26 protein-coding genes are annotated in these 26,257 nt (G+C 52.7%); 13 read left to right on the top strand and 13 right to left on the bottom strand.

The features are described 5' to 3' along the window. Window positions 1-8: 8 nt before the first annotated feature. Together moeB and FGI04_RS13875 are read right to left on the bottom strand one after the other, a co-directional pair. Window positions 9-1,094: a molybdopterin-synthase adenylyltransferase MoeB gene (gene moeB, locus FGI04_RS13880; protein WP_407320997.1), complete on the bottom strand. Its 1,086-nt coding sequence runs from the start codon at window positions 1,092-1,094 to the stop codon at window positions 9-11. A 98-nt stretch (window positions 1,095-1,192) separates the two neighbouring features. Continuing rightward, window positions 1,193-1,315, bottom strand: coding sequence for a hypothetical protein (locus FGI04_RS13875; protein ID WP_012883698.1), 123 nt, complete (start codon window positions 1,313-1,315; stop codon window positions 1,193-1,195). Between the two features lie 543 nt (window positions 1,316-1,858). On the opposite strand from FGI04_RS13875, the gene FGI04_RS13870 reads away from it, so the two are divergent. Beyond that, entirely contained in the window at window positions 1,859-2,029 is a 171-nt protein-coding gene (locus FGI04_RS13870) for a type 2 periplasmic-binding domain-containing protein (RefSeq protein WP_407274960.1), read from the top strand. 33 nt (window positions 2,030-2,062) lie between these two features. On the opposite strand, the gene FGI04_RS13865 is transcribed toward FGI04_RS13870, so the two are convergent. Together FGI04_RS13865 and FGI04_RS13860 are read right to left on the bottom strand one after the other, a co-directional pair. Then, a complete protein-coding gene (locus tag FGI04_RS13865) occupies window positions 2,063-2,998 on the bottom strand; it encodes an ornithine cyclodeaminase family protein (RefSeq protein ID WP_407273066.1) in 936 nt (311 codons plus the stop codon). A gap of 10 nt (window positions 2,999-3,008) precedes the next feature. Next, complete coding sequence (locus FGI04_RS13860) at window positions 3,009-4,172, bottom strand: DSD1 family PLP-dependent enzyme (RefSeq protein WP_407273067.1); 1,164 nt, start codon at window positions 4,170-4,172, stop codon at window positions 3,009-3,011. A 102-nt stretch (window positions 4,173-4,274) separates the two neighbouring features. Between FGI04_RS13860 and FGI04_RS13855 the strand changes: the two genes are divergently transcribed. Beyond that, the gene (locus FGI04_RS13855) at window positions 4,275-5,186 is read left to right on the top strand and encodes a LysR family transcriptional regulator (protein ID WP_407336881.1); all 912 of its coding nucleotides are present in this window, start codon (window positions 4,275-4,277) and stop codon (window positions 5,184-5,186) included. A gap of 130 nt (window positions 5,187-5,316) precedes the next feature. On the opposite strand, the gene FGI04_RS13850 is transcribed toward FGI04_RS13855, so the two are convergent. Continuing rightward, window positions 5,317-6,537, bottom strand: coding sequence for an MFS transporter (locus FGI04_RS13850; protein WP_342699400.1), 1,221 nt, complete (start codon window positions 6,535-6,537; stop codon window positions 5,317-5,319). Window positions 6,538-6,852: 315 nt separating this feature from the next. On the opposite strand from FGI04_RS13850, the gene FGI04_RS13845 reads away from it, so the two are divergent. After that, entirely contained in the window at window positions 6,853-7,194 is a 342-nt protein-coding gene (locus FGI04_RS13845) for a zinc ribbon domain-containing protein YjdM (RefSeq protein ID WP_012883700.1), read from the top strand. Between the two features lie 86 nt (window positions 7,195-7,280). Here FGI04_RS13845 and FGI04_RS13840 read toward each other — a convergent pair whose 3' ends face one another. The 4 genes from FGI04_RS13840 to FGI04_RS13825 are packed head-to-tail and all read right to left on the bottom strand — an operon-like array spanning window position 7,281 to window position 10,246. After that, window positions 7,281-8,006: a GGDEF domain-containing protein gene (locus FGI04_RS13840; protein WP_407273070.1), complete on the bottom strand. Its 726-nt coding sequence runs from the start codon at window positions 8,004-8,006 to the stop codon at window positions 7,281-7,283. A 4-nt stretch (window positions 8,007-8,010) separates the two neighbouring features. Then, window positions 8,011-8,430 (bottom strand): DUF1987 domain-containing protein, encoded by a 420-nt coding sequence (locus FGI04_RS13835; protein ID WP_210193901.1) that lies wholly within the window; start codon window positions 8,428-8,430, stop codon window positions 8,011-8,013. Window positions 8,431-8,432: 2 nt separating this feature from the next. After that, complete coding sequence (locus FGI04_RS13830) at window positions 8,433-8,984, bottom strand: SiaB family protein kinase (RefSeq protein WP_016941735.1); 552 nt, start codon at window positions 8,982-8,984, stop codon at window positions 8,433-8,435. Between the two features lie 17 nt (window positions 8,985-9,001). After that, window positions 9,002-10,246, bottom strand: coding sequence for a SpoIIE family protein phosphatase (locus FGI04_RS13825; protein ID WP_407336880.1), 1,245 nt, complete (start codon window positions 10,244-10,246; stop codon window positions 9,002-9,004). A gap of 619 nt (window positions 10,247-10,865) precedes the next feature. Between FGI04_RS13825 and FGI04_RS13820 the strand changes: the two genes are divergently transcribed. Together FGI04_RS13820 and FGI04_RS13815 are read left to right on the top strand one after the other, a co-directional pair. Next, the gene (locus FGI04_RS13820) at window positions 10,866-11,450 is read left to right on the top strand and encodes a hypothetical protein (protein ID WP_342699403.1); all 585 of its coding nucleotides are present in this window, start codon (window positions 10,866-10,868) and stop codon (window positions 11,448-11,450) included. A gap of 748 nt (window positions 11,451-12,198) precedes the next feature. Then, on the top strand, window positions 12,199-12,729 hold the full coding sequence (locus FGI04_RS13815; RefSeq protein ID WP_407336879.1) for a GNAT family N-acetyltransferase: 531 nt from the start codon (window positions 12,199-12,201) through the stop codon (window positions 12,727-12,729). A 72-nt stretch (window positions 12,730-12,801) separates the two neighbouring features. Here FGI04_RS13815 and FGI04_RS13810 read toward each other — a convergent pair whose 3' ends face one another. Then, window positions 12,802-14,073 carry an MFS transporter gene (locus FGI04_RS13810; RefSeq protein ID WP_407336878.1) on the bottom strand — a complete coding sequence of 424 codons (1,272 nt, stop codon included), beginning with the start codon at window positions 14,071-14,073 and terminating at the stop codon, window positions 12,802-12,804. A gap of 10 nt (window positions 14,074-14,083) precedes the next feature. Further along, entirely contained in the window at window positions 14,084-15,511 is a 1,428-nt protein-coding gene (locus tag FGI04_RS13805) for a M20 family metallopeptidase (RefSeq protein ID WP_407336877.1), read from the bottom strand. A gap of 222 nt (window positions 15,512-15,733) precedes the next feature. On the opposite strand from FGI04_RS13805, the gene FGI04_RS13800 reads away from it, so the two are divergent. Next, complete coding sequence (locus FGI04_RS13800; RefSeq protein WP_407273074.1) at window positions 15,734-16,684, top strand: LysR family transcriptional regulator; 951 nt, start codon at window positions 15,734-15,736, stop codon at window positions 16,682-16,684. 22 nt (window positions 16,685-16,706) lie between these two features. Here FGI04_RS13800 and FGI04_RS13795 read toward each other — a convergent pair whose 3' ends face one another. Beyond that, window positions 16,707-17,363 (bottom strand): HAD family hydrolase, encoded by a 657-nt coding sequence (locus FGI04_RS13795; RefSeq protein ID WP_407273075.1) that lies wholly within the window; start codon window positions 17,361-17,363, stop codon window positions 16,707-16,709. 39 nt (window positions 17,364-17,402) lie between these two features. On the opposite strand from FGI04_RS13795, the gene FGI04_RS13790 reads away from it, so the two are divergent. The 6 genes from FGI04_RS13790 to FGI04_RS13765 all read left to right on the top strand — a co-directional run bounded on the left by FGI04_RS13790 (window position 17,403) and on the right by FGI04_RS13765 (window position 24,114). Then, window positions 17,403-17,663 (top strand): hypothetical protein, encoded by a 261-nt coding sequence (locus FGI04_RS13790; RefSeq protein ID WP_342699409.1) that lies wholly within the window; start codon window positions 17,403-17,405, stop codon window positions 17,661-17,663. Between the two features lie 311 nt (window positions 17,664-17,974). Continuing rightward, window positions 17,975-19,075, top strand: a complete 1,101-nt coding sequence (locus tag FGI04_RS13785; RefSeq protein WP_407273077.1) for a 5-methyltetrahydropteroyltriglutamate--homocysteine S-methyltransferase — start codon at window positions 17,975-17,977, stop codon at window positions 19,073-19,075. A gap of 309 nt (window positions 19,076-19,384) precedes the next feature. Next, entirely contained in the window at window positions 19,385-20,431 is a 1,047-nt protein-coding gene (locus FGI04_RS13780; RefSeq protein WP_407336876.1) for an asparaginase, read from the top strand. Window positions 20,432-20,806: 375 nt separating this feature from the next. After that, entirely contained in the window at window positions 20,807-21,328 is a 522-nt protein-coding gene (gene aroL / locus FGI04_RS13775) for a shikimate kinase AroL (protein ID WP_407336875.1), read from the top strand. Between the two features lie 35 nt (window positions 21,329-21,363). Beyond that, window positions 21,364-21,648 (top strand): pyrimidine/purine nucleoside phosphorylase, encoded by a 285-nt coding sequence (gene ppnP, locus FGI04_RS13770; protein WP_012770784.1) that lies wholly within the window; start codon window positions 21,364-21,366, stop codon window positions 21,646-21,648. 675 nt (window positions 21,649-22,323) lie between these two features. After that, the gene (locus tag FGI04_RS13765; protein ID WP_342699413.1) at window positions 22,324-24,114 is read left to right on the top strand and encodes a methyl-accepting chemotaxis protein; all 1,791 of its coding nucleotides are present in this window, start codon (window positions 22,324-22,326) and stop codon (window positions 24,112-24,114) included. A gap of 52 nt (window positions 24,115-24,166) precedes the next feature. Here the strand turns inward: FGI04_RS13765 and rdgC are convergent, their stop codons facing one another. After that, on the bottom strand, window positions 24,167-25,078 hold the full coding sequence (gene rdgC / locus FGI04_RS13760) for a recombination-associated protein RdgC (protein ID WP_342699414.1): 912 nt from the start codon (window positions 25,076-25,078) through the stop codon (window positions 24,167-24,169). A 192-nt stretch (window positions 25,079-25,270) separates the two neighbouring features. Here rdgC and mak point away from each other — a divergent pair, with 192 nt between their 5' ends. Next, window positions 25,271-26,182, top strand: coding sequence for a fructokinase (mak, locus tag FGI04_RS13755; RefSeq protein WP_407336874.1), 912 nt, complete (start codon window positions 25,271-25,273; stop codon window positions 26,180-26,182). Window positions 26,183-26,257: the final 75 nt, after the last annotated feature.

Below are 26,257 nucleotides of genomic sequence, written 5' to 3'. Positions count from 1 at the left end.
CAGCTCCATTAATGATTCTGGCATTGGCATCCAGGGCGTTTTTTCGTAGTCAATAACTGATGTTGATTGTTGAGCATGTCTATTTTTAATAATTTTCCATTCAAACAATCACCAATCCCAAGAATAATTTTTAGTACTTCATTTGCCTGATATATGCCAAGCATTCCAGGGATAACACCAATAACACCATTTTCTGTGCAGGATGGGGCTAGTTCTGCAGGGGGGGCTTCAGGATAGACGCAACGATAACAGGGCGCCTGGTTATTAGAACGTGTCATGACTTGCCCTGAATAGCGAAACACAGCCGCAGAGACTACTGGCTTCCCAGCTTTGACGGCTGAGTCATTAATAATATACCGGGCTTTAAAGTTATCTGTGCAGTCGACGATGATATCGTAACCGTCTACTAATCTATCAATATTTTCTGGTGTGATTCGATCGTCGATAGTATGTACTGTGATTTCTGAATTTAGCGCCCGCAGTGTATGCAATGCAGAATCAACCTTTTTCTTTTTGAGCATTTTTTCGTTATGGATGACCTGCCGTTGCAAATTGCTTAGATCGACAATGTCATGATCGACAACTGCAATTTCACCAACACCGGCCGCTGCGAGATATAACAGACATGATGAGCCGAGACCACCAGCTCCAATAACCAGTACCTTCGCTTGCATGATTTTTAACTGGCCATCGGTACCGATATCTTGCAGAGACAGATGTCTTGCGTAACGCTTTTTATCATTTTCGCTCAGACTCAGTGGATACTCGATGGGATTTCCCTGAGCTTTCCAGGCTTCAAAGCCGCCTTGAAGGGAATAAATGTTAGAGTAATCAAGCAGCATTAAATTTAATGCCGCATACCGGGAACGTAAACCACTGGCACAAAAGAGGACTATTGGTTTATCTAATTCTATTTTTCTTTTCTTTAGCTCTATTTCTAAAAATCCGCGACCTATAGTAAGTGCATGGGGAATAGTACCATCAAGATATTCATGGCTTTCTCTTACATCAATCAAAAGAAAACCAGCGTTGTCTTTCAACTCATCTACAGATATTGAACGGATGCTGTCAATTCCATCGACTATGTTGTTCATAAATAAATACCTTTCGATTGTTGAAAGTGATGTGTGATTTTGATGTCATGTTTAGATAAGAAATTAAGGAAAGGTGGCCGCATTGCGGCCACTTTTTCTTACTCTTGCCACTCTTTGTTAGAAACAGTGCAAGTGACATCCAGCAGAATTTCATTTTCTGCTTCAGCATTTTCTGCATTCAGTTCAGCAACAGCCAACTCTAATTCTTGAGCCTTATCCATATAACTTTCCTTATAGTTGCACATTGATTTTTTTGAATTACGCAGAGCATGTTTATTCTGCGTAACAAATATTATTTACAATAAATAATTGTGTCAATAATGTTAAATAATGTTTTTTAATTTGGGATAAAGTTCCGTTCACTTAGTATTGGTATGGTTAATGGAGTGTTTATGTCTTTTCTGGGCTAAAAATCAGAAGTTAATTTCTTCTTTATACAAAATAATAACTTTTAGTTTTAATTATTTTTGGAATTAAATATTCAACTTAAATATCAAATAAAATAATTATCATGATTATATTTTGATATTTTAAAAATGGGGCGTGTCAGGTTGTTATTCATTCCATTGGTTTATGGCGATGTGGTTACGTTAAGGAATTATTTGTTTGATGGTTTTTCCGGGTTGAAAATGCTTTCTATTAAGGCCCGTTATCTTTATTAGATCGTATTCTGAAATGGCTATCTGGTTTTTCATTATGTGTGATGTTCAGCGGACTATCCGACCTGGCAAAAACGACATTTCACTTCTACCCAGCCGACCACACTGTTACAGGCTGCGCTTCACGGGCTGGGGATCGCCTTGTTACCCACATTACTGTGTCAGGATTACCTGCAAAAAGGTAACCTGACACAGGTTTTAACGTCGTGGTGTCCTAAGTCTGTCACCTTTTTTGCTATTCATCTTTTGCTATTCATCCCGGCAGTAAGGCGATGATGGCGGCGACTCGGGCATGTTGGGATCTGTTGGTCACGCGAACCCGCCATCTTGATGATGGTGGGCGTTAATCACTGCTTTCGCTATATACAAATCCTGAATCGCCAGGCCGGAACTGTCGAAAACGGTGATATCGGATGCCGCTTCCCGGCCGCTGATTTTACCTGCCAGCACGTCACCAATCGCGAACACGGCTTTATCCTCACTGGCATGTTGGAACTCGCCGATGCGGCGGGATTGAACCGGAAAATCGCAGAACAATCGGCCGGTTGCCAGCAGTTCGACCGGCAGTTCCTGTTTACCGACTGCGTCCGACCCCATTGAAGAGATGTGGGTGCCGGGGCGAACCCAGGCGGCATCAAAAAGCGGTGCTCTGGCGGTGGTGGCGGTGATGATAATATCCGCCGCCCGGCAGGCCGCCTCCGGCTGGCAGGCTCGCGCTGGTAGTGCGCTGGCACGCAGCGTATTCACCAGGCGTTGAGTGGCGGCTTCGGAACGACCGACGACAAGAATCTCTGTAATCGGGCGAAGGCGCGCTACTGCCTCAACATCGTAACGGGCTTGATGGCCGGTACCGAAAATCGCCAGTACTGAAGCGTCGTCGCGCGCCAGCACGTCGGTGGCAACCGCATCGGCTGCCGCGGTGCGATAAGCGTTTAGGGTGCCGGCTTCAACCGCCGCATGAATAATCCCCCGCGACTGGTCGAAAAGGAAAATGATTGAGTTATGGCACGGCAGACCGTCGTCAGCATTGCCTGGCCAGTAAGAACCCACTTTGAGCCCGGCCAGATCCGGCGTTGCGCCTGACTTCACGGTAAATCGGTTATTGGCGTCGGAACCGTGACCATGAACGACGGGAAAAAGGGCGGTAGCAGGATGTACGGCATCGATCAGTGCGGCGTGCACCGCCTCATAAGCCATTGCGTGGCTGGCTAATGCGGCACTGGTTTTTTCGTTAATCATAAGCATGCTGATGTCCTCACCATCCACCAAAACGTGACCATTGCGCCAGCGGCGCATCGGCCTGAGCGGGAATGACATGATAGGTATCGAACTGACCTGCCGTCGCACAGGCGTGATTCGGCAGAATACGCAGTCGTGTGCCGACCGGCAGATGTGGCAACACAGCGGTGCTGCCGGGGCGTAATGCAATGATGCCGTGCTCCTGATTCGCCGCCGTGACGATAAGGTCGGGAATGATCTGCCCATTGCTATCACAGACGAGGCCGTAGCCCTGATCGACCGCCTGACTGGCGGTACCGCGATCGCGTGAGAGCGCCATCCAGCCTGCATCGACCATAATCCAGCCACGCGCCGCCTGATGGCCGATAACGGTGGTCAGCACCGACAGGGCGATATCGTCAGTGCGGCATACGCCGATCCCGGCCATGACCAGATCGAAAAAGACGTAGACACCGGCGCGGACTTCGGTCACGCCAGCCAGATTGCGGGCGGCATGTGCGGTAGGCGTGGAGCCGATGCTGACGATAGGGCAAGGCAACCCGGCCTGACGCAGGTGGTCAGCCGCTGTCACGGCAGCGTTACGCTCCTGCTCGGCAAAGACGGCGTGGGCGCTGGCACCGGCTACGTTGTAGCTTTCTCCTGCGTGGGTCAGCACGCCGCGCAGCAACCCGCCGCCTTCATGCAGTACACGGCCTATCTCAATGAGTAGCGGTGATGTTGGTGGTAAACCACTGCGGTGACCATCGCTGTCGATTTCCAGTAAGGCCGGGATGCTGACGCCATAGGCTTGAGAGGCCGCTGCTACGGCTTGTGCCTGTTCGATGGAATCCAACAGGACGGTCAGGTTACAACCTGCTTTTATCAGGTGTGCGGCGCGGCCCAGTTTCTGCGGTGCAATCCCGACGGCGTACAGAATGTCGTTGATGCCGGATTCAAAAAAAACCTCGGCCTCACGTAACGTCGAGACGGTTGCCGGTCCGGTGCCGTTAGTCAGTAGACGGCGGGCAACCTCTGGCGATTTTGCCGTTTTCAGGTGAGGACGCAGGGTGATACCAGTCAGTTCCGGGCGATTTCGCAGTCGGGCGATGTTGGACAGCATGATGCTTTCGTCGAGGATAAGCGACGGTGTCGGTAGCGCCGCCAGTTGTTCGGTGCGTGTCGGTTTTTCGTCCCATGTCATAAATGCGGTTCTCATTTTTGTTCTGTCGGTATGAGATTTTTACTGTGTTGGCATTTAGAATGGAATTTATCAAAACTGTATCTATCATTAAGATAAATATTAATGATCACCTCACGAGACCTGCATTTCTTTTCCATTCTGGCCAGTTCGCCGTCTCTGGCGGCAGCCGCTCGGGCGCTTGATGTTACGGCACCGGCCGTTACGCAGCGACTGCAAGCGCTTGAGCAGCGTTTAGGCGTCCAGCTTGTCGATCGTTCCAGTCATCGCTATCACCTGACCGCAGAAGGCGCTCTATTGGCGGAGAAAGGGGCCGATGTGCTTGATCAGATTGAGGGAATTGCTGCCTTACTCGCCGAGCGTCGAAATGAAGTGATCGGCCCATTGCGGGTACTGGCCCCGTTGGGATTTGGGCGAACCTATGTGGCTGAAGCCGTGACTCGCATGTGTCGGCAGTTTCCGACGATTCAACCTTCGCTGATGCTGTCAGACGCGCCGATTGGTACGCTGGATACCGATGATTGGGATGTGCTGATCCATGTCGGCCCGTTGACGGATTCCAGTCTGGCGTTACGGTCACTGGCACCCAACCGCCGTATCCTGTGCGCTGCACCGGACTATCTGGCGAAATACGGTTGGCCTGAGCATCCGCAGGATCTGCACCATCATGTCTGCGGGGTGTTGCGTGAGGACCGAGCGGATGCATCGCTGTGGGGCTTTGTCCGCCGTGATGGTAGCGAAACGAACACTGTGCGTATCAGACCGGCTTTCACCAGTAATGACGGCGAAGTAGTCAGGCATTGGGCTGCTGCCGGACTTTGCCTGATTCAGCGTTCCGAGTGGGCTGTTGCGGATGATTTAAAAGCCGGGCGGCTGGTTGAAATCATGCCAGAGTGGAGCCTGCCAAACGCGGATGTTGTTGCGTTACTGGGGCCGCGTGCTGGACGGGCGGCTTGCATGGAGCGGTTCGTTAATATACTCAAAGCGATGCTGGAGCCAACGCCCTGGCGCACCTGAGGTGGTCATATCTGACTGAAAACCACGGCTAAACCGTCGTATGGTGGTGAATACATCACTACGGTGATCTTCGGCACCGAGTCGCTGCCGAAAGGGGAGAATCCCACCTTTTCCATGTCCACGACCGGTCTCAGGCATTTTCTCCGGCTTCGAGCGTTTGGCGTTGAGTGAGTGTGGGGAAGCATTTCATCCACAGCGCGACGACCAGCAAGGTGCCAATTCCCCCGACGACGATAGCCGGTACGACCCCCAACCAGGCCGCTGTCACGCCGGATTCGAATTCCCCCAGTTGATTCGATGTGCCAATGAAGATGGAGTTAGCTGCACTCACCCGGCCACGCATGTCGTCCGGTGTTTCCAGTTGCACCAGCGTTGAACGGATGACAACGCTTATCATGTCGGATGCGCCCAACAATAGCAGGGCGAGCAACGACACAAACAAATTGGTGGACAGGCCAAACGCGATGGTGGCGATGCCAAACATCGCGACGGCGGAAAACATGATTTTTCCGACATGACGGGTAAGCGGGTGTCGGGTCAGGTAAACCGACATCAGCACGGCGCCAAGTGCGGGCGCACAGCGCAACAACCCTAATCCCCACGGGCCAGTGTGCAGGATATCTTTAGCGACGATAGGCAGTAGCGCGGTAGCGCCACCCAGCAACACGGCAAACATGTCCAGCGAGATAGACCCGAGAATCACCGGATTACGGCGGATGAAATTCATGCCGCCAAACAGTGTTTCCAGACTTACTGGTGCGCGAGCTGGCGCTTTGTACTCATAGCGCAGGTTGAGCAACACCAGAAATGACATCAAAAAGCAGGCTACGCTGGCGGTATACAGCGTGGTCGCACCGATGAGGTAAATCACCCCGCCCAGTGCCGGGCCGACGATCACCGTCGCTTCACGGGCTGAGGCCATCAACGCCACGGCGCGGGACAGTTGGTTGGGGGCGATCAGATTCGGCAATAGCGCTTGGGTGGCTGGCATTTCGAAGGCCCGTGTCGCCCCCAGCAGCGCGGAACACGCATAAATCATGGTGGCGCTGATGGTGTGGGTGACGTTGCCCAGCACCAACACCAGTATGGTGGCTGCCATCAACAAGCGGCAACAAAGGATAATCACCCGGCGGTTGTACTGATCGATGGTATGACCGGCAACCAGCGTCAGCGCTAACTGTGGCAGGAACTGCGCCAGCCCGACCAGACCCAAATTCAGCGCGCTGTTCGTCAGGTCATACATTTGCCAGCCAATCCCGACCACCAACATCTGAAACGCAAAAGAGGACGCAATTTGTCCTAACCAAAAGCACAGAAAGGTGGGGTTTTTGAGTGGGGACGCGATTTCCACAGGGTGTTATCCATGCCAGTTGTTGTAATGAGAAGTGTTCAGTGTACCCAACTTATTGTTTTATTAAACTGAAGTTTGCTTCACAGATGTAAGGAAAAGATAACCATTGACCCATGCCTCTCATGGTGCGTTGTGGTAATGAGAAAAGTGAATAAATTGAGTGACTTTGATGAAAATGACAAACGAATATCGGTTTGTCCGGCTCTTTTTGCTGACAGTGTTGAGTAAAAGACGATAAAATAGTAAACACGAAATTTATTATGTATTGATATATTTAAAATTTATCAAACTTATTTGGTATTAATGAGGATTATTATGCAACAGTTGCCTGCTTGCCCTAAATGTCAGTCTGAATACACCTGGCAAGATGATGCGATGCTGAATTGCCCGGAATGCGGACACGTATGGTCGATGGAGGGTGACGCGGGGGCGCAGGAGGAAGGGCTGGTGGTGCGTGACGCCAACGGTAACCTGCTGGCAGACGGCGACACCGTTACCGTCATCAAGGATCTCAAGGTTAAAGGAAGTTCGTCGACATTGAAAATCGGCACCCGTGTGAAAGGGATTCGTCTGGTGGAAGGCGATCACAACATCGATTGTAAGATCGAGGGTTTTGGCGCAATGAAACTGAAATCTGAATTCGTGAAGAAAAACTAAGCCGTTCCCCGCCTCATCGGGCGGGGCGTACTGCCCGACATATTGTGGGATATTACGGTGAGGTACTGTGGGCTACTACCAGTGAGTTAGCTGGCAGTATCGATCGGCATATAGTCCACCCGGTTACGGCCCTGGTGTTTGGCCCGGTATAACGCGGCGTCGGCCGTGCCGTACAGGGTATCGAATCCGGTGTGTGGCGGTGCCCAACTAACGCCGAAGCTGGCGGTGACCTGATGTTCAGGCAGTGGTTCCAGTGGTGTGTGATTCAGACTGGCGTGGATGTGCTCGGCGATATCCACCGCCGCCATCAGCGTGTAGCCGTCCAGCAGGATGGTGAACTCCTCGCCGCCGACGCGGCCAATACTGCCTTTCCCTTGTAAGACATCACGAATACGAGCAATCAGCGAGCAGATGACGGCATCACCGGTTGGATGGCCGTAAGCGTCGTTGACCTGTTTGAAATGGTCGATATCCAGCACGATCAATGCTGCCTGATCCTGCTCCAGCGCGTGATCGACCAGGTCGATGATCGCGCTGCGGTTGAAGACGTCGGTCAGTGGATCATGAGTGGCTTTGTACTCCAGCTCCACCGCCAATTGATGCAATTGGGTATTCAAGCGGGTCAGCTCGCGCTCCGCCCGATCGCTACGGGTGATCAGCCGGTGGGTTTCACGTACCAGACGTTGGTAGTGTTCTGCCAGCATAATCAGGCTTTCCCGATACACCTCCGCTGGCATGTCGGCCTGAGCGGCGATATTACGCGCCGACAGCAGGATGTCATATTCGGGGGTGAACAGTTCGTAGCTACTCATGCCGTTACTCCAGAATGTGAGGGTGGAATTCGAGTGCAGAAAAGTCGATATGCAGCTCCTGTCCAAACTCCTCGGCGATGTCATCGTCCTGGTCGTAATACCAGTGCAATGCAATAGAAAGCTGCTGCTGGGCGGCCTTGTCGAGAATATTGAACAGGCTAAAGAGCATCTTGGTGCTGGAGCTATTGAAGTAGGGCAGCGATACATGCACGTCAATGCGTGTTGGTGAGGAGGGGAGTGCGGCAAGGCAGGCTTGCAGGTAGTGTTGTACCCGTTCAATCAGCGGGCCATAAAATGCCGCCGCGTTTTCCGGGTAAGACTCGCCGGAAAGTGAAAGCTGATGTGTATCAAAGCGAAAATCCACGGTCGGCGTGCTGGCTGTGCCGGTAATATGGAGATTGTTCGTTGTTATTATGTCTGTCATGGTTAAATCACCGCCTTCAGATAAAACGTGGAGAGCCCGGTGGCGTCGTCGCTACGAAAGGTGAACTGCAGTGGCTCGCTGGCGTCGCGGGCCACGGTCAATAGACCGATATCCGCCCCTTTGCTGGAAGCCGGAATGTCTTCACGCAGCGAGGTCTTATAGGCAAGTCTGATTTCATCAAGTGTCATCGTACACAGCGGTTCCAGCCGCTGGCGAAGTATCTCTGCATCTGCCGGGTATACCCGATTGGCGCTTAATAAAAAGTATTTCCCCGCTTCAACGCCGATACACACCGAGCCATGACGGATTTCATTGGTCTGCTCTTCCGTCGTCAGTGCCGAGGCAGAATAGTGGATGATGTTTTGCACCATTTCCACAAAACTGGAAAACAGTTTGCGGCGTACGCTGGGTGGCACCCGGCTTTTTTCCAGTTGTAAACGCACTGTTTCTGCCAGTGAGCAGATAATGTTTTGTGAAAAGTACCCCACATAATACAGCGCGATATCCTGCTGTTGGGTGAGGTCAAAGAATTCAGCGTACTTCGTTTCAGACATGTTCCGGTTTTACCTGGTTAAGCGTGTTCATGGTGCCTGAAGCCCCAAAATGTAAGATCGTCTCGTCGCGCCTGCGTTCCTTGCCAGGCGCGATGGTGTTGTAAGAGTTGAGTGGCAAGTTGACTCATCGGCAGTTCCCCGTGGCGTTGCAGCAGATTTTGCAGACGACGTTTGCCGAATTTAATCTGTCGTTCGCCGCCGATTTGGTCGAGTAAACCATCGGTGGCGGCAAAGAACAGATCCTGCGCTGACAACGGGCGCTGAAACGCCGGCCAACTGTAGTCATATGGCGTATTGGTATAACCGACGCCCATCCGGTCGCTATCCAGCGTCAGCAGGTCACCGCTTTGCGCGTCGGTCACGAATGCGGTCATACGTGCGCTGGCCCAGTTGAGGGTCTGTTCAGTGGTATTCACGTAGACCACCAGCGCGTCGCAACCATCATCGGAAGCGGACATCTGCCCCGGATAACCGCTCTTCTGACCCAATGTGTCTTTGATGTATCGATTGATGCTGCCAAGCAATTGCCCCGTCTGGTCCGGGCGGTATTGCGCCAGGGCCTGTTCCAGCGCTGAATTGAATATCAGTGTCATAAAGGCACCCGGTACGCCATGCCCCGTGCAATCGGTAAGCACGGCCAGCCAACCTTGTTCATACCGCCTGAAGGCATAGTAGTCGCCCCCGACGCAGTCGCGCGGTTCCCACACCAGACACCAATCCTGCAAGGTCGCTTCCAGTGTTTGACGGAATGGGGTCAGCATCGCCCCCTGAATGACGCTGGCATACTCTATGCTTTGGACAATCTGCTGGTGCTGGCGTACATGGATGTCCGACACAATGCGGAACAAATCGATACCCAGGCCGATGCCGAGGTAACGACTGTTTTCGGTAATGATGAAGCCGTCAGCCAGAAAGCGTTCACCGTTGATGACCGCCTTGTCCGCGACATCGCTCAACGAGGCTGAGGCCTCGACGATAAGCGGCGTTTTATCCATAAACGCGATGCAGCTTTTTCGGTCATACAGCTCACGGTAATAAGGCCGTGACATTTGCGACAGGAAACTATGGCGGTTGAGCAGGCCAAACGGGCGCCCGTCTTCCACGACGGGCAGGCTAACCAGGTCTTTGTGGCGGCTGAACAACTGCAATACAGTGGCGTTATCGGTGGAGGGAGAGACATCCGGCGTGGTGATACACAAGTCGCGTGCGCTTGGAAAAGAAACGAAATGTAACCGATGTTCCTGTGGCGGTAAGGCACTCATTGTCTTGTCTTTCTGGGAGAATAGGCTATCGTCACGGTAACAGCCGCAGATGACGGAAACATGACAGCACGCTGAAATGCTAAGGAATTGTCAGGTTTCTCTTTACAGTCATGGCTAAATATTTCTGATGTGCTCGTTTCCTGAGCGTTTTTATGCTTTTTTCGTATTAATGAAAAAATAAAATGGCCGATATATTTTAGGAGTGGATCTGTCTTTTCTATTTCGTTCACGCGGTGCGAAAAGTGAGACGGCACCGTGTGGTTTGTAAACCACTCTTTCTATTTCCTGATAGTTTTAGACGGCACCACCCTAAATAACGTGAGTGAAGGAAGGTCAATACCACGTTATGCATACCCCAAATAGTTCGAGTTGCAGGAAGGCGGCAATCGAGCGAATCCCCAGGAGCTTACACAAGTAAGTGACTGGGGTGAGTGAGGGCAGCCAACACACCTGCAACTTGAGGTATGAAGGGTATATACGGGTGTAAATGTGTTAAGCCGTCTGTTTGATACATGCTTTTGCAGGTATGTTGTCTTTTTTTCGGTGTGTTGGTGTTACGTCGCGGTAGTAAATCAGTGCCCTTAGAGGCATGTTTTCGTTAGAAAAAAGGAGTGATATCGTGGTTATATCAGGCATTCAGAATCAAAACATTACATCGTCTTCCTATCCACAGCAGACTTATGTTGCGAATAGTAACTCAAGCGACAGCACCGATACTCTCGGCGCTAATCAATCTGTTTCCCTGAAAACAGGGAAAACAAATGATTCGCTAAATAATGAGTTTCAGGATAATAATTCCAGCGATGTTACTGATACGCGTGATCGTAGTGCATCATCACTGGACGAGCGTTTAGCTAAAGAAAAATTACAGAAACAGCAAAATGAATCCTCCGTGGAGCGCTCATTGCGGATGACCGGTATCCCGCTGTATGGCGGCGTGTTGGTGTCTGTCGTAAAATATCCTGATGGTCAAAGTGAAAGTTATAACGTATTTACCGGTAAACGTATCTCATCTACGGATCCCAGTCTGAGTGGCGTGCGTGCGCCAGCGAGTGCGGCGGAGTTTGGTTATTATAGCCAGGGCTTATATAGCGGTATGTCGGCAGCGGAAGTGTACGAGAAAATACAGCAGCTATTGGGCGCAAGTTCCGGTGACGTTGCCTGGAAATTGCCGGGCAGCAGCGAATTGCCGCGAACCAGTTGATATGCAAATGTATTGCTGACGCTCTATCCTATATTAAATAACATTAATAGCCTGATTTATTATCAGGTAGTTATTTATTTTTAAATTTTATTTCCTTGGTCTTTCCAAAACCAAGGTTCATGTTTTTCCATGAACACCGGTTTTTCATGGATATCGGTTTTTGATGCATAACAGCTTTTCCCGGCTTGATCAGCCACATTTCACTCCAGAGAGCTCCTGTCTCTGATGGCCTCGTCACCGCTTATTTTCTTATTGGTTACAATGAGATGTTCTAATTACAGGTATATACCCTTCATACTTCAAGTTGCAGGTGTGTTGGCTGCGTTACTCGGCCCATCAATGGGCCTCGCCCTTCGGGCCGCTGCAAGCAGCGTTCAAATCGGCGTATGCCGATTTGTCGTTCACCCGAATCACTTACCTGAGTAAGCTCATCGGGATGAAATGAGAGACATCCTGTCTCTCACCAGAGGCCAGCCGTTGGCTGGTCAAATTCGTTCCCAACGAATTTGTCGCTCTCTTGCCGCGTTACAAGGCTCTAACGTGCCTTGCCCTAAAGGGCCAACGCATCGCGTTGTTCAACACGCGAGCGTGTTGTCCTGCAACTCGAATTATTTTGGGTATAAGTAATTGTTTCTGTTGCTCTGTTCGGGCGTTGGTTAAGCTGGCGGCTATGGGTTGCCCTTTTAGTGAGTGATGAGGCCACAACATCGGACTTTATCTCACTCGCTGTTCTGACAAGGATACAAGAATGACCACGATTCTCATTGAGGATGCCAGGGAAGAACATATTGCCGCTATCCAGGATATTTATACCCATCATGTTTTGCATGGCACCGCGACGTTTGAAACTGAACCGCCCGATGAGGCGGAGATGCTGGCTCGCTGGCGGAAAATTCGTGATGCTGGCTTGCCCTGGCTGGTGGCAACGGAAAATCAACAGGTGTTAGGGTACAGCTATCTGGGGTTTTATCGCCCGCGCTACGCGTATCGTTTCACACTGGAAGATTCTATCTATTTGCACCCGGATCAGGTGGGAAGAGGTCTCGGTAAGCGCTTGCTATCCGAGGCCTTGCTACGGGCAGAGCAGCAGGGATACCGTCAGGTGGTGTCGGTCGTCGCTAACAGCGGCAATCAAGCCTCGCTGCAATTGCACCTGTCGCTGGGGTTCGAACTGGCAGGCACGTTACGTTCAGTCGGTATGAAGCACGGACGCTGGTTGGATACTGCCTTGTTGCAGCGTACGTTAGGCGAAGGCGACAGTTCATTGCCACCAGCCTGAATGGGGGTGAGCGAGTCTGCGATAACGGAGCCCGTCAGAGCCGCCGGGTGCTCTGACGGGGATGTGGCTGTTTCAACGATGATGTAACTGGGCTTGCCACAACGCCAGCACGCTCATCAAGGCGGTGATCATCAGGTAGTAACTGGGTGCCAGGTTACTGCCGGTGGCGCTTATCAGTAGCGTACAGATGAACGGGGCAAAGCCGCCAAACACGGTGACCGCCACGTTATAGCTGATCGCCATGCCGCTGGCGCGGGTCGAGATCGGGAACAGATCGGCCATCATCGACGGCACGGTGGAGAAATACACCGATTTCAACAACGCCATCCACCCGACCACGATAATCAGTGAGGTGGCCGACAGGTATTGGGTCATCAGCCAGAATGCCGGGTAGATAGTCACCGCCAGCAACAGCAGTGATCCCCACATCAGTGGCAGGCGTCCGATTTTTTCCGCCCACAGCCCTACCAGCGGCGTAATCACCGTCAGGATAATGCCGGCAATCAGCGTGGCGCTAAACGCTGCGCCTGACGGCAAATGCAACGTTTTGGTCGCATAGGTAGGGACATAGTTCAGCATGTAGTTGATGGCGGTGGAAATCACCATCAGGCCGACTGCAATCAGGAACAGTGTTTTCTGTCGGGTAAACAGGGTTTTGATCGGTGCCTGCGTTTTCTCTGCCTGCGCAAAGTTTGCCGGTTCATGCACATGACGGCGGATATACAACCCCACCGGGCCAATCAACAAGCCGAAGGCAAACGGAAGGCGCCATCCCCAATCCTGAATCTGGGCGTCACTCAATGACTGTGATAATCCCAGGCCGAATGCCGAGGCCATCAGGGTACTGGCCCCTTGGGTGGCAAACTGCCAACTGGCGATAAAGGCGCGACGTTCAGGGAAATGCTCCACCAGAAACGCGGTGGAACTGCCGAACTCGCCACCTGCGGAAAACCCCTGAATCAGCCGCGCCAGCATAATCAGGATCGGTGCCGCTATGCCGATGCTGGCATACGTGGGCATCAGGGTTATCATTGCGCCACCCAGCAGCATCAGGCTGATGGACAACAACAAAGAGGCCTTGCGCCCGGCTCTATCCGCATAGGCACCCAGCACAATGGCACCCAGCGGGCGAATGAGAAAAGAAGCGCCGAAGCTGCCGAAAGCCAGCAGCAAGGATACGGTTGGATCCTGCGCAGGGAAAAAAGCATGGGCGATGTAATTGGCAAAAAAGCCGTATACCGCGATGTCAAACCACTCCAGCGCGTTGCCGATGCAGGTGGCAAACAGCGTTTTATACAGGCTGGGGCGCGCGGTACTGTGGTGTGAAACAGATGCAGTTGTCATGATGTTTCCCTCAGCGTGGCGTATTGGCGTCACGGTGTGCGCGATGTTGCGCCATAACCGTATGGCCTTGTTCACCCAGTTCCCAGAACAGGCGGGTCATGATCTGCAAGCCTTCGCGGGCGACGCTGATCAGCATGTGTTCATCCACGGCATGTTGGCCGCAGGCAGGGTAAGAGTGAGGGATCCACAATGTCGGCAGGCCGAGAATATCGGCAAACACTTCATTGGGCAGCGAACCGCCGAGGTTGGGCAGCAACGCCGGTTTTTTATCGCTGGTCTGGCGCATCAGGTCGAGCGTCCAGTTGACCAGCGGGTCGGTAGGGTCAAGGCGTGTGGCCGGGGTGCCACGCACGTCACTGATTTCCACCATCGTAAAACCGTGAGCGTCGAGGTGCTGACGTAAATGCTGTGTTAGTTGCTGCCAGTCGGTGCCGACCACGAAACGTAACTGACAGACTGCGGTGGCGTGGCCGGGAATGGCATTCATCGGTCGTTGTGGGTTACCGGTCAGAAAAGACAGTACTTCCAATGTATTCCAGCCGAACAGCTTTTCAGATGCGCTTAACCCAGCTTCACCCCAGTTTGGGTCGATGGACGGATCCGTGGCTTGCCCGCCGGGTGTGATATCCGAGAGGATGGTTCGCAAGGCTGGCGTCAAATGCGGCGGCTTCAGTGCCTCTACCTGCATCTGACCGTGCTGATTGACCAGACAGGCAATCGCGTTAGCCAGTTGCGTTCCAGGGTTGCTCAGTAACCCGCCCCAGTTGCCGGAGTGGTAATCACGTTCACGGGCGCGGATGGTCAGTCGAAAATTGACGCAGCCGCGCGAGCCGAGGAATAACGTCGGACGTTCTGCGTTAAGTCGTGGGCCGTCTGACGCGATGAACACGTCGGCTTGCAGTGCTTGCGCATGTTGATGACATACATCGGCCAGGCCTGGTGAGCTTATCTCTTCGCCCATCTCGAACAGCCACTTGCAGTTAAAGCCCAATCGTCCCTGGCGAGCCTGAAATACCTGCTCCAACGCCGCAATATTGACGGAGTGCTGACCTTTGTTATCGGCGCTACCGCGTCCGTACCAGCGGCCTTCCCGTTCCACCAGTTGCCACGGGGAAAGCCCTTCGCTCCAGTGCTCATCATCGCCGAATACCACGTCGCCGTGGCCGTAGCACAGCACGGTGGGCAGGCTGTCGTCTTCAATGCGAGAGGCGATTAAAAACGGACGGTTAGCGCCTGTCGGGTTATCGATTTGCTGTAATTCGAAACCGAGTGCCTGTAGCGCCGGTATGATTTCCCCAGTGAGATAGTGCTGTAGCTCGGCGTCCCGGTCGTTTCGCTGACTTTCGCTGGCGATGGCGACGCGACGGGCTAAAACGTCACGAAAGCGACCGCTATCGAAGTACGCCAGAGCCTGTTGAATAACCTGTGGTGTTGTCATGTGATGCCTGTCTGTGATGATGTTTGATGTTGTGTTTTTTATGTTGGATAACTTTTTTTTGAACTGATTTTTATCGAACGGATTCGTGTCGTACTGTTCTATATCGTTCTCTTCACCCTGTTCTAAATCATCACCAGCATTGCCACAATAATAATAATTGCAAGCAAGCCTTGCTTTTAATATAAAGCTTGGTTGCACAAAAACGAGGCAGGCGAAAAAGCGATGCATAGCAGTGAAATCAGGTATTTTCTGGCGGTTGCCAATACTGGCTCGCTGAGCGCCGCCAGCCAGCAATTGTTTGTGGCGGTATCAGCTATCAGCCGACAGATTCATAAACTGGAGGAGCGCATCGGTGCGCCGCTATTTGAGCGCCACGCTCGCGGTATGGTGTTGACCGATGCCGGGCAAATACTGGAAAACCATGTGCGTAAAAGCATGATGGACATGGAATACGCCATCGCGGAGATTCAAGGGTTAAAGGCGGTACGGCGCACGTTTGTTCGGGTAGCCTGTACTGACGGGATGGCATTTGATCTGCTGCCGGGGTTATTTGCCCGTTTTCGGCGGGATAACCCGGCGGTCACGTTCTTCCTGCAAGTCGGCAGCGCGATACAGGTATCGGAAATGGTACGCAACGGCGAGTGTGATGTGGCACTACAGTTTAGCTTATCCCCGGATCGGGGCGTTGAAGTCATGGCGTCTTATCCCGCACCGGTACTACTGCTCATGCGGCCTGATCATCCGCTAGCGAACACATCTATCCAGCTATCGGACCTACATGAGTTTCCGCTGGTACTGCCGCAACAGGGGACCACTATTCGCCAATTGTTCGATCTCTCTTGCCGGATGAGCGGCACGTTTCTGGAGCCGACACTCAGTTGCAACAATTTTTCCGCGCTTTACTACTTTATGCAGCAAACGCCGGATGCCGTCACCGCCTGTAGCCATTTCTCGGTACTGTATCGAGCCAGGGAAGACGGCTTGTTGCTTAAGCCGGTACACAGCGAACCGTTGACCCAACGCAGCCTGCAGGTGCAGACGCTCGCTGGTAAGCACCGTTCTGCCGCATTAAGCTATTTTATCACTTTTATGATTGACGAACTGGGGCGCGAGCACGCAAGACTGGCGGCAGATATCGGACTGGAGCCGCTACCTGCCGGGGTGTTGAAATAGCTGAGAGTAATAGTCGGTGGGCCTAGCGTTCCCAGCGGCAGATATGCCAGCCTTTCTCTTGGGCTAGCTCCGCCAGTTCAGGCGCCGGGTTAACGACATAAGCCTGATCAACGAATTCCAGCATGGCGCGGTCGTTAAGCGAGTCGCTGTAACCGTAAAGTTGCCCAAAAGGCTCGGCATCACGCTGTGTCAGCCATTCACGGATGCGGGTAACCTTGCCGTGCTGATAAGTTGGCACCCCGTGAATATCGCCGGTAAAGCGACCATCTTCCAGGGTCACACCAATCGCCAGCGCGTGATCGGCTTCCAGGTGACGAGCAATCGGCCCTACCAGATGTTCGCCGCTGGCGGAGATGACGACCAAGGTATCGCCACGCTGGCGGTGCCACGCCATCTGTTCGCGTGCTGCCGGGTAGAGGCGGGGCAGAATATCGCGCTGGATAAAGCGTTCTATCCAGGCGGACACGGTCTCTGTTGTCAACCCAATGAGTGGCGACAGTGAGAGATACATATAATCTTCGATCGCCAATGTACCCTGATAGTAGCTCTGCATCAGATGTTTTTCTCGTTGCAGCAGCTCTTTGCCAGCGAATCCCTGTGATTCGAGCCAGCGTAACCACAAGCCGGTGCTGTCGGCGCAGATCAGGGTTTCGTCCAGATCAAACAGGGCTAAATCCATCGGGGTCCTCCGGGAAAGTCAGAACGGATAGTGAAAACAGTGCGTATAGTGAAAACAGTGCGTATCGGGCTGTCGGTATTGTGGGCATTCGCACTGACGCCCAGTGTACCAGTGATTGATGACAACGGCGCGTCAACAAAAGGTACACGACGTGAGCGCGAGCAACGCGTGGCGTATGGCGACTCCCAACCTTGCGAGCAAGCGCGCACAATCGCAATGAGATACAACAAGCTGATTGACGAAAATCATCCGTTGAATCATAAAGATGGCGGTCAGTTTGTGGATGTTTTTATTTTGTGAATGTTTTTATCTTGTGAATGTTTTTATTGCGGGTAGACCAGCGGTTTGGCAACCCGCGATGGCAGGCAGTTATGATTTATCCAATCGGCTTAATGGATAGCGGAAAAATAATTAATTTTTGTTATTTGTTGTCATGGAGTAATCGATGCGACAATCGCCCGTTTTCATCTATTGACCTCGGTGGGCTGAATGGTAACAGTTCACCCGCTCAATGATAACCCGAACAAACCAAAGCGCATTGAAGCGCTGACAATGTTGTGTAAACCCTCGTATAAGCCAACAGTGTCGTATAAACCAAAAGGACGCGTGAGATGCGCACAGTAAAGAAACCTTACCCATCGTTTCATGCTGAACATGTAGGCAGTTTTGTACTGCCACGTCGTTTGAAGCAGGCTCGGCTGGCGTGGCGGCAAGGGCTCATGACCCGTGATCGGTTAACCGAAATCGAAAACGAAGAAGTGCTGAATGTGGTCGAACGCCAGAAGGCGTGCGGTCTGCACGCGATTACCGACGGCGAACTGCGCGTTCGGGATGGCATTAGCGATTTTTTCTCTTGTCTGACGGGGATCGAGGTTGATGAGACTGTTTCCTCTGACGGTGATATGCCCCACTCACTACGGATCGTGGGCAAACTGGATTTTGACGACAATCATCCCTTTCTAACTCATTACCGCTTTTTGCATCAGGCAGTGGGCGAGGGCGGGGAAAACCTGGCGAAACAGACCCTACCCAGCCCGAATATGCTGATGTACCCGGCCATTCGCACCAATGAGACTTATCCGTCATTGGATGCATTTTGTGATGATCTGGTCGCGGTGTATCGCAAAATTATCCAGGCGTTTTACCGCCAGGGTTGCCGCTATATCCAGCTTGACGATCTGTTTTGGGCTCGCCTGTGCGACGGTCAAATGATGGCGCGAGAAAATGCCGCCGGGTTTGAATTATCTGAGTTGCTTGAGCGTTGCACCCGCATGCTGAATCAGGCACTGGAGCAACGTCCGCAGGATATGTTTATCAGTTTGCACATGTGTTGTCGTCGCTTTTCACCCAACTGGGTGCATGGCCGTGGGCGTGAGGTCATGGGGTATGCGATGGCGAACCTGTCGGTAGACAGCTTGTTTATCGAGTATGACGACCGCCGCCCGGTTGGGTTGGAACCGTTACGCCAGGTGAGTTGCCAAAAGGTGGTGCTGGGTGTCATCGATTCCCACAGTGCTGAGTTGGATGCGCCGCAGTCGGTCAGGATGGCCATCAATACCGCATCGTTGTATGTACCGTTGCAACAGTTAGCCATCAGCCCGAAGTGTGGCTTTGGACACTGCGGACAGGAAGGGATCACGGAAGAACAGCAGTGGGCCAAGCTGCGGCATATGGTGAATATCGCTCATAACGTCTGGACCTTGCCGGAATAGCCTGTCCGGTAAAACAGCGCTGTGATATCGCGTCAGCGTTGATGACATGCGCTTGACGCAGGTTCGTCAATCGTTCGTCTTTCTCCCCCCTGAAACGTGTTGGTTGAAAATAGTTAGGTCATTCAGTGATCTGGCTCTCCTGTTGACTATCAGGTGCTATACATAATTCTTATGGCACTGCAACATAAACGCCGATGCCAGTCCTGCAGACTGGCAGCTAATGCGTTTTACGAGAAAAAATGATCGGCTGGTGCCAGTGTTATGGCAACACAGACCGATCATCTTCTGACCAAATAAAGAGAATCTGTTATGGAAAGATGGTTTAAATCTCTGTTTGTTCTTGTTTTATTTTTTGTTTTTACGGCGAGTGCGGCAGATAAACTGCCCAATATCGTTATCCTGGCGACCGGCGGTACTATTGCCGGCTCAGCGGCAACGGGTACCCAAACCACGGGTTACAAGGCTGGCGCGCTTGGCGTGGATACGCTAATCAACGCTGTGCCTGAGGTGAAGAAACTGGCTAATGTGAAGGGGGATCAGTTCTCCAACATGGCCAGCGAAAACATGACCGGTGATGTGGTGCTCAAGCTGAGCCAGCGTGTGAATGAACTGCTGGCACGGGATGATGTGGATGGTGTGGTGATCACCCACGGTACCGACACTGTGGAAGAGTCGGCCTACTTTCTTCATCTGACGGTAAAAAGTGACAAGCCGGTGGTGTTTGTCGCAGCGATGCGTCCGGCAACGGCCATCAGCGCTGACGGCCCGATGAACCTGCTGGAAGCGGTACGCGTGGCGGGTGATAAGCAGTCTCGCGGTCGTGGCGTGATGGTGGTGATCAATGATCGTATCGGCTCTGCCCGCTACATCACCAAGACCAACGCCTCTACGCTGGATACGTTCCGGGCGAATGAAGAAGGCTACCTGGGCGTTATCATCGGTAACCGCATTTACTACCAAAACCGTATCGACAAGCTGCATACCACCCGGTCGGTGTTCGACGTGCGTGGCCTGACTTCGCTGCCGAAAGTCGACATTCTTTATGGCTATCAGGATGACCCGGAATATCTGTATGACGCGGCTATCCAGCATGGCGTAAAAGGTATCGTCTATGCCGGTATGGGCGCGGGTTCAGTGTCGGTTCGTGGTATTGCCGGCATGCGCAAGGCGCTGGAAAAAGGCGTTGTTGTGATGCGTTCTACTCGCACAGGCAATGGTATTGTGCCGCCGGATGAAGAGCTGCCAGGTCTGGTTTCTGACTCTCTTAACCCGGCACATGCTCGCATTCTGTTGATGCTGGCATTGACTCGCACCAGTGATCCGAAAGTCATTCAAGAGTATTTCCATACTTATTGATTGTCTTTATGTTGATTGCCTTCGTGCTGATTGCTTTCGCGTTGATTAATCTCGCGTTGATCGCTTTTACGTGTGAGTGCGATTTGAACTACACAGGCCGCCTTTGGGCGGCCTTATTGTTGGTAACAGAACCATCAATAGCAGTGGATGTTTCATGGGAAGATTAGCCATGTCTGGTGTAAATCATGGCGTGTTGTGCTGGATTTGTGCGGAAAGCTGGCGTGAAGTGGCTTTCCCCGTACCAGAGCCGTACGGAGGCTTTCTTAATGAGGATTATTGCCTGTATGATTCTGCTCTTGGTACGACAGGCGCTGGCTGACGGCAACCTTGCTGCGGGGAGCTGGCCTGAAAAAAAGAAGAAGGACAGGTCGTGACATGACAGAACCCATTTTTATGGTCGGCGCCAGAGGGTGCGGAAAAACCACCGTCGGCCGTGAGCTGGCGCGGGTGCTTGGCTATGAGTTTGTCGATACGGATATTTTTATGCAGCACACCAGCGGCATGACGGTGGCGGACGTGGTGGCAGCGGAAGGCTGGCCGGGGTTTCGTCGCCGGGAAAGCGAGGCCTTGCAGGCTGTCGCGACATCGAATCGAGTGGTGGCGACCGGTGGCGGCATGGTGTTGTTGGAGCAAAACCGCCAGTTTATGCGCGCACACGGAACGGTCGTCTATTTGTTCGCACCAGCCCAGGAGCTGGCGTTACGCTTGCAGGCAAGCCCACAGGCACACCAGCGACCGACACTGACCGGGCGGCCTATCGCCGAGGAAATGGAGGCGGTGCTCCGTGAACGCGAAGCGTTGTATCAGGATGTAGCGCACTATGTGGTCGATGCGACCCAACCGCCCGCCGCGATTGTCTGCGAATTGATGCAGGCGCTGCGTCTGCCTGCGGCCTGACGGACAACTGATTTTTTAACAGAAGGGTTGGCATTATGCTGAATGTAAATGAGTATTTTGAAGGAAAAGTAAAATCCATCGGGTTTGACGGTAGCCGCATCGGTCGTGCCAGCGTCGGGGTGATGGAAGCAGGAGAATACACGTTTGGTACCGGTCAGGCGGAAGAAATGACTGTTGTCAGCGGTGCGTTGAACGTGTTGCTGCCGGGGGCACAGGAATGGCAGTTGTTCGAAGCCGGTGCCGTGTTCAACGTGCCGGAAAAAAGCGAATTCAAACTGAAAGTATCCGAGCCGTCCTCTTATCTGTGCCGCTATCTGTAATCCCTACTCGTTTCCTTTCGTGATAATCGGCTGCCGTAATCGGTAGCCGTTTTCTTTTGGGGCCAGTGGTGCATTCTGCACATCCCGTGTCCGCGTAATCTGTTGATCATGTTGTTGTCATATTTTCGTCGAAACGTTTTGCTATTTCGTTTTATAGTGATAGTGACGTTTGGTAATTATCAGAAAAACAGATGGTGATAGTGAGAATATATATTTATCTATACCCGTCATACTTCAAGTTGCAGATGCGTTGGCTGCCCTCACTCACCCCAGTCACTTACTTGTGTAAGCTCCTGGCGATTCGTTCGATTGCCGCGTTACAAGGCTCTAACGAGCCTTGCCCTAAAGGGCCAACGCATTGCGTTGTTCAACACGCGAGCGTGTTGTCCTGCAACTCGAATTATTTGGGGTATATATTGTTGATTTGTTATTAATTGGGAAAGCAATATTCTTTTCTTATAGAAAAAATTTCAGATAAGTCTGTAAATCTGATATCAGCCATTGTATTTTCCTGTAAGGAGACCTTGCTTTGGACTCCGATGTCGTGAGTCCGCGTGATGGTAAGTGATACTTATGGCTGATGGTTTCCTTTTTTCTTCGAATGGAATGCCTCGTTACCAATGAGGCGATCGGTGTAGTTATCTAGGGAAGCATTTCAATAATAACGTGGTCATTATGCTCAAAACTATTCGCGCTCGAATTCTGGCCGTGTGTACGGCTATCATTGTGGTTGCCTTGGTAATTAATACATTTTTAAATTACCGGGTAACCGATAAATATAACGATGAATCTATCAATAACCTGCTTGCTGCCGTAACCGCTGGTCATAGTCTGGCGATCAGTGATTGGGTAGCTTCCAAAAAACAAATTATTACTTCACTCAACGCCGTTGCGTTAACCAATGACGACCCCATCCCGGTATTCAAACAGATGGCGGCCGCAGGCAGTTTCATCAATGTGTACATGGGGTATGCCAATCACACGGCGAAATTTTCAGACCCTGGCGGTATCCCGCCCACTTATGACCCGACCGTTCGCCCCTGGTATCAGCAGGCGGTGAGAGAAGGGAAGGCTATCGCGACAGCACCTTATCTGGACATGGCAACCAATACCATCGTGGTGTCGTTTGTTGCTCCGGTGCTGGATGGCAGTAACGTCAAAGGGGTGTTGGGCAGTGATGTGACTATGGACAGCGTCATCGCCAACGTCAAAGCCATCCATCCAACACCATCCAGCTATGGCATTCTGATTCAGGCCGATGGCACGATTATCGCCCACCCGGATGCCAAACTGACGCTGAAAAAGCTGACTGAGATAGCTCCACAGTTGAATCTGGCACAGGTGCTGAAATCCAGCAGCCCGGTACAACTGAATATCAGTGGACGTGACATGCTGGTGAGAGCTCAGCCGGTGGCGGGTACCGACTGGTATGTGCTGGTCGCGCTGGATAAGGCGGAAGCTACGGCGGGGATGGGGTCGCTGCTGTGGACGTCGGTTATCGCGCTGGTGATCATCAGTATTATAGGCTCGGTGGTGCTGGGGCTGCTTATTAGCGCGTCGCTGCGTCGCCTGCTGCAGATTCGTGACGCCATGGACGACATCAGTCACGGTAATAACGATCTGACCCAGCGTCTGCCTGATGAGGGCCACGATGAGGTGTCGCAGATCGCCCGTTCGTTCAATAGTTTTGTCGATAAGCTCAGCATGATCATGCTGCAGATTCGCGATATCAGTACGTCGCTGCAAATGGCGACCGATGAAGTGGCGACCGGCAACAATGATTTGGCCTCCCGTACCGAAGCTGCTGCTGCTAGCCTGCAACAGACCGCCGCTGCGCTCGAGCAGATTTCTGCGACCGTTACCCAGTCAGCCGGTTCTGCTCAGCAGGTGAATGACCGGGCGCTGGCGCTGGCGAACGATGCCAGTGTCGGGGGCAAAGTGGTATCCGAAGTCATCAATACCATGGAAGAGATTGAGGTGGCGTCCGGCAAGATTGGCGACATCATCGGGGTTATTGACGGCATTGCCTTCCAGACGAACATTCTGGCGTTGAATGCAGCGGTGGAAGCGGCCCGTGCGGGTGAGCAAGGGCGTGGTTTCGCTGTGGTGGCCGGTGAGGTGCGTAATCTGGCGCAGCGCAGTGCGCAGGCGGCGAAAGAGATTAAGGCGTTGATCGAATCTACCGTTGAGAGCGTGAATGTCGGTTCGCGTCAGGTTCGCCAGGCCGGGAACACCATGAATGAGATTGTCGGCGGCGTATCGTCAGTAACGACGGTCATGTCTGAAATCACACATGCATCGGGAGAACAGATGCGCGGGATTCAGGAGATTAACAAGGCCGTCGCGCAACTGGATTCGATGGTGCAACAGAATGCGGCCATGGTGCAGGAAGCGGCGTCTGCGTTCGCATCGTTGCAATCGCAATCTGAAGAACTTCACTCCTCCATCAGCCACTTCAAGCTGTAAATCAACAGGGCGCCGGGTAACCCGGCGCCCTGAGGCCGACGTTGATTACCGGTCAGCGTTGTGCCTCGCCGCCTAAGGCCTCGGTGAGGCTGGTTATTAATGCGGCAACTTCGCCGGTCATCAGCGTAAAATCTGCATCAAACCGTTGTGCCACGTCTTCCCGGTCGATATCGTCGTTTTGTTCACGTAGCGTATCGGCGAATTTCAGCCGTTTGAGTGAGCCATCATCTACCAGCACCAGCTGGATGCGCTCCTGCCAGTCCAGCGCCAGTTTGGTTACCACTTTGCCTGCTTCGATGTGGGTGGCTATCTCGTCACTGACCAGTTCCTGCTTCTTACAGCGGATCACACCGCCATCTTCCAGCACAGCTTTCAGTTCGGCTTCGTCCTGCAAGGTAAAACCGGCGGGCGTTTGACCGGAGCGGACCCACTCGGTCAACGTCAGTTCAATCGGGTTTTCCATCGTGAGTGGGACCACCGGCAGCGACCCCAGCGTTTTACGCAGCAGCGCCAGTGTATCTTCCGCTTTCTTGGCGCTGGCGGCATCCACCATAATCAGATGATTGACGGTGTCTATCCACAGCGAAATCTGGCTAAAACGACTGAAGGCGCGAGGCAACAAACTGTGCAGTACGTCGTCTTTCAGCGCGTCTTTTTCGGTTTTCTTCAGTTTACGGTGCTGCTCGCCTTCCAGTTTGTCGATTCTGGCCTGCAGTGCTTGTTTGATGACGGGAGCCGGCAGGATTTTCTCTTCTTTGCGTGCACAGATCAGAATCTGACCATTAGTCACGTGCGTCAGGGCATCACCGTGAGGGCCCATCGGCGATACCCAGCCGGTTTTGGTCATATCCTGACTGCCGCAGGGGGTGAACGCGAAGGAGGCCAGCTGTGTCTCCATGGCATCCGCAGAGAGGCTGATATCGCGACTCAGGCGATAGATCATCACATTTTTAAACCACAGCATTTTTCTTCCCAGACTGGCGCGTCTCTGGCGCGCTTTCTCGTGATCACACGAAGCGAGTTTCAAGACGCAAGGGTTAATCGCAGCGGGCATAATAACGAATTGTGGTGAGAGGCGGTACGATTACGATAATGTCATCGTCAGTCATACGTGAGTTCGATAGATAATGGACTCGGTAGAGAAACAGGAGACAACGTGCGAATAGGTATTGATTTGGGCGGCACCAAAATCGAGGTGATCGCGTTGACGAATGACGGTGAGGAAGCCTTTCGCCATCGTGTGGCGACGCCGCGCCACGATTATCGTCAAACCCTGCTTACTATCGCCAGCCTGGTTGAGATGGCGGAGCAGGCCACCGGTCAACGCGGCAGTGTGGGGATTGGTATTCCCGGTACGTTGTCACCGGTAACCGGCCGGGTCAAAAACGCCAACTCGGTCTGGCTGAATCAGCAACCGCTGGATCAGGATCTGGCGCAACTGTTGGGCCGACCGGTACGGGTGGCGAATGACGCCAACTGCTTTGCGGTATCCGAAGCGGTGGATGGTGCCGCGGCAGGAGCCAGTAAGGTGTTCGCGGTGATTATCGGTACCGGCTGTGGCGCGGGGATGGCGTTGGATGGACGGGTACACAGTGGGCGCAACGGCGTCGCGGGTGAATGGGGTCATAATCCACTGCCGTGGATGGATGAGGACGAATGGCGCGACCAGCAGGCCATGCCCTGTTATTGCGGCCGTACCGGGTGTATCGAAACGTTTATTTCCGGGACAGGCTTTGGCATGGATTATCAACGTCTGAGCGGTCATGCATGGCATGGTCATGAGATTATTGCGTTGGTTGAACAGGGCGACCGACTGGCGGAGCAGGCATTGCAGCGCTATGAACAGCGGCTGGCGAAGTCGCTGGCGCACATCGTTAATGTGCTGGATCCTGATGTGATTGTGCTGGGTGGGGGAATGAGCAATGTGAAGCGGCTGTATGACACCGTCCCCGCGCTGCTAAAACAATGGGTGTTTGGCGGTGAGTGTGACACACCGGTTCGACAGGCGATGCATGGTGATTCCAGCGGCGTACGCGGTGCGGCCTGGTTGTGGCCGCGAGAATCATAACCGAAAATCATAACTGAGAATCATGTCGATGACAGGGGACGTCGTCGACGTCCCCTGATGGACGTCCCCTGATGA

This window comes from Dickeya ananatis, assembly GCF_019464615.1.
Classification (GTDB): Bacteria; Pseudomonadota; Gammaproteobacteria; order Enterobacterales; family Enterobacteriaceae; genus Dickeya; species Dickeya oryzae.
The sequence above is the reverse complement of the archived record's forward strand: the minus strand, read 5'-3'. Positions and strand labels throughout refer to the sequence as shown.

Excerpts from the sequence above, each read along its gene's own strand:
- FGI04_RS13860 (WP_407273067.1), bottom strand. The coding sequence starts at position 4,172 with ATGACATGGGACGAAAAACCGACACGCACCGAACAACTGGCGGCGCTA.
- FGI04_RS13785 (WP_407273077.1), top strand. The coding sequence starts at position 17,975 with ATGCGCACAGTAAAGAAACCTTACCCATCGTTTCATGCTGAACATGTA.
- FGI04_RS13875 (WP_012883698.1), bottom strand. The coding sequence starts at position 1,315 with ATGGATAAGGCTCAAGAATTAGAGTTGGCTGTTGCTGAACTGAATGCA.
- FGI04_RS13845 (WP_012883700.1), top strand. The coding sequence starts at position 6,853 with ATGCAACAGTTGCCTGCTTGCCCTAAATGTCAGTCTGAATACACCTGG.
- FGI04_RS13765 (WP_342699413.1), top strand. The coding sequence starts at position 22,324 with ATGCTCAAAACTATTCGCGCTCGAATTCTGGCCGTGTGTACGGCTATC.
- FGI04_RS13835 (WP_210193901.1), bottom strand. The coding sequence starts at position 8,430 with ATGACAGACATAATAACAACGAACAATCTCCATATTACCGGCACAGCC.
- ppnP (WP_012770784.1), top strand. The coding sequence starts at position 21,364 with ATGCTGAATGTAAATGAGTATTTTGAAGGAAAAGTAAAATCCATCGGG.
- FGI04_RS13800 (WP_407273074.1), top strand. The coding sequence starts at position 15,734 with ATGCATAGCAGTGAAATCAGGTATTTTCTGGCGGTTGCCAATACTGGC.
- rdgC (WP_342699414.1), bottom strand. The coding sequence starts at position 25,078 with ATGCTGTGGTTTAAAAATGTGATGATCTATCGCCTGAGTCGCGATATC.
- aroL (WP_407336875.1), top strand. The coding sequence starts at position 20,807 with ATGACAGAACCCATTTTTATGGTCGGCGCCAGAGGGTGCGGAAAAACC.
- FGI04_RS13815 (WP_407336879.1), top strand. The coding sequence starts at position 12,199 with ATGACCACGATTCTCATTGAGGATGCCAGGGAAGAACATATTGCCGCT.
- FGI04_RS13810 (WP_407336878.1), bottom strand. The coding sequence starts at position 14,073 with ATGACAACTGCATCTGTTTCACACCACAGTACCGCGCGCCCCAGCCTG.
- FGI04_RS13865 (WP_407273066.1), bottom strand. The coding sequence starts at position 2,998 with ATGCTTATGATTAACGAAAAAACCAGTGCCGCATTAGCCAGCCACGCA.
- FGI04_RS13795 (WP_407273075.1), bottom strand. The coding sequence starts at position 17,363 with ATGGATTTAGCCCTGTTTGATCTGGACGAAACCCTGATCTGCGCCGAC.
- FGI04_RS13830 (WP_016941735.1), bottom strand. The coding sequence starts at position 8,984 with ATGTCTGAAACGAAGTACGCTGAATTCTTTGACCTCACCCAACAGCAG.
- FGI04_RS13855 (WP_407336881.1), top strand. The coding sequence starts at position 4,275 with ATGATCACCTCACGAGACCTGCATTTCTTTTCCATTCTGGCCAGTTCG.
- FGI04_RS13825 (WP_407336880.1), bottom strand. The coding sequence starts at position 10,246 with ATGAGTGCCTTACCGCCACAGGAACATCGGTTACATTTCGTTTCTTTT.
- FGI04_RS13840 (WP_407273070.1), bottom strand. The coding sequence starts at position 8,006 with ATGAGTAGCTACGAACTGTTCACCCCCGAATATGACATCCTGCTGTCG.
- FGI04_RS13780 (WP_407336876.1), top strand. The coding sequence starts at position 19,385 with ATGGAAAGATGGTTTAAATCTCTGTTTGTTCTTGTTTTATTTTTTGTT.
- moeB (WP_407320997.1), bottom strand. The coding sequence starts at position 1,094 with ATGAACAACATAGTCGATGGAATTGACAGCATCCGTTCAATATCTGTA.
- FGI04_RS13805 (WP_407336877.1), bottom strand. The coding sequence starts at position 15,511 with ATGACAACACCACAGGTTATTCAACAGGCTCTGGCGTACTTCGATAGC.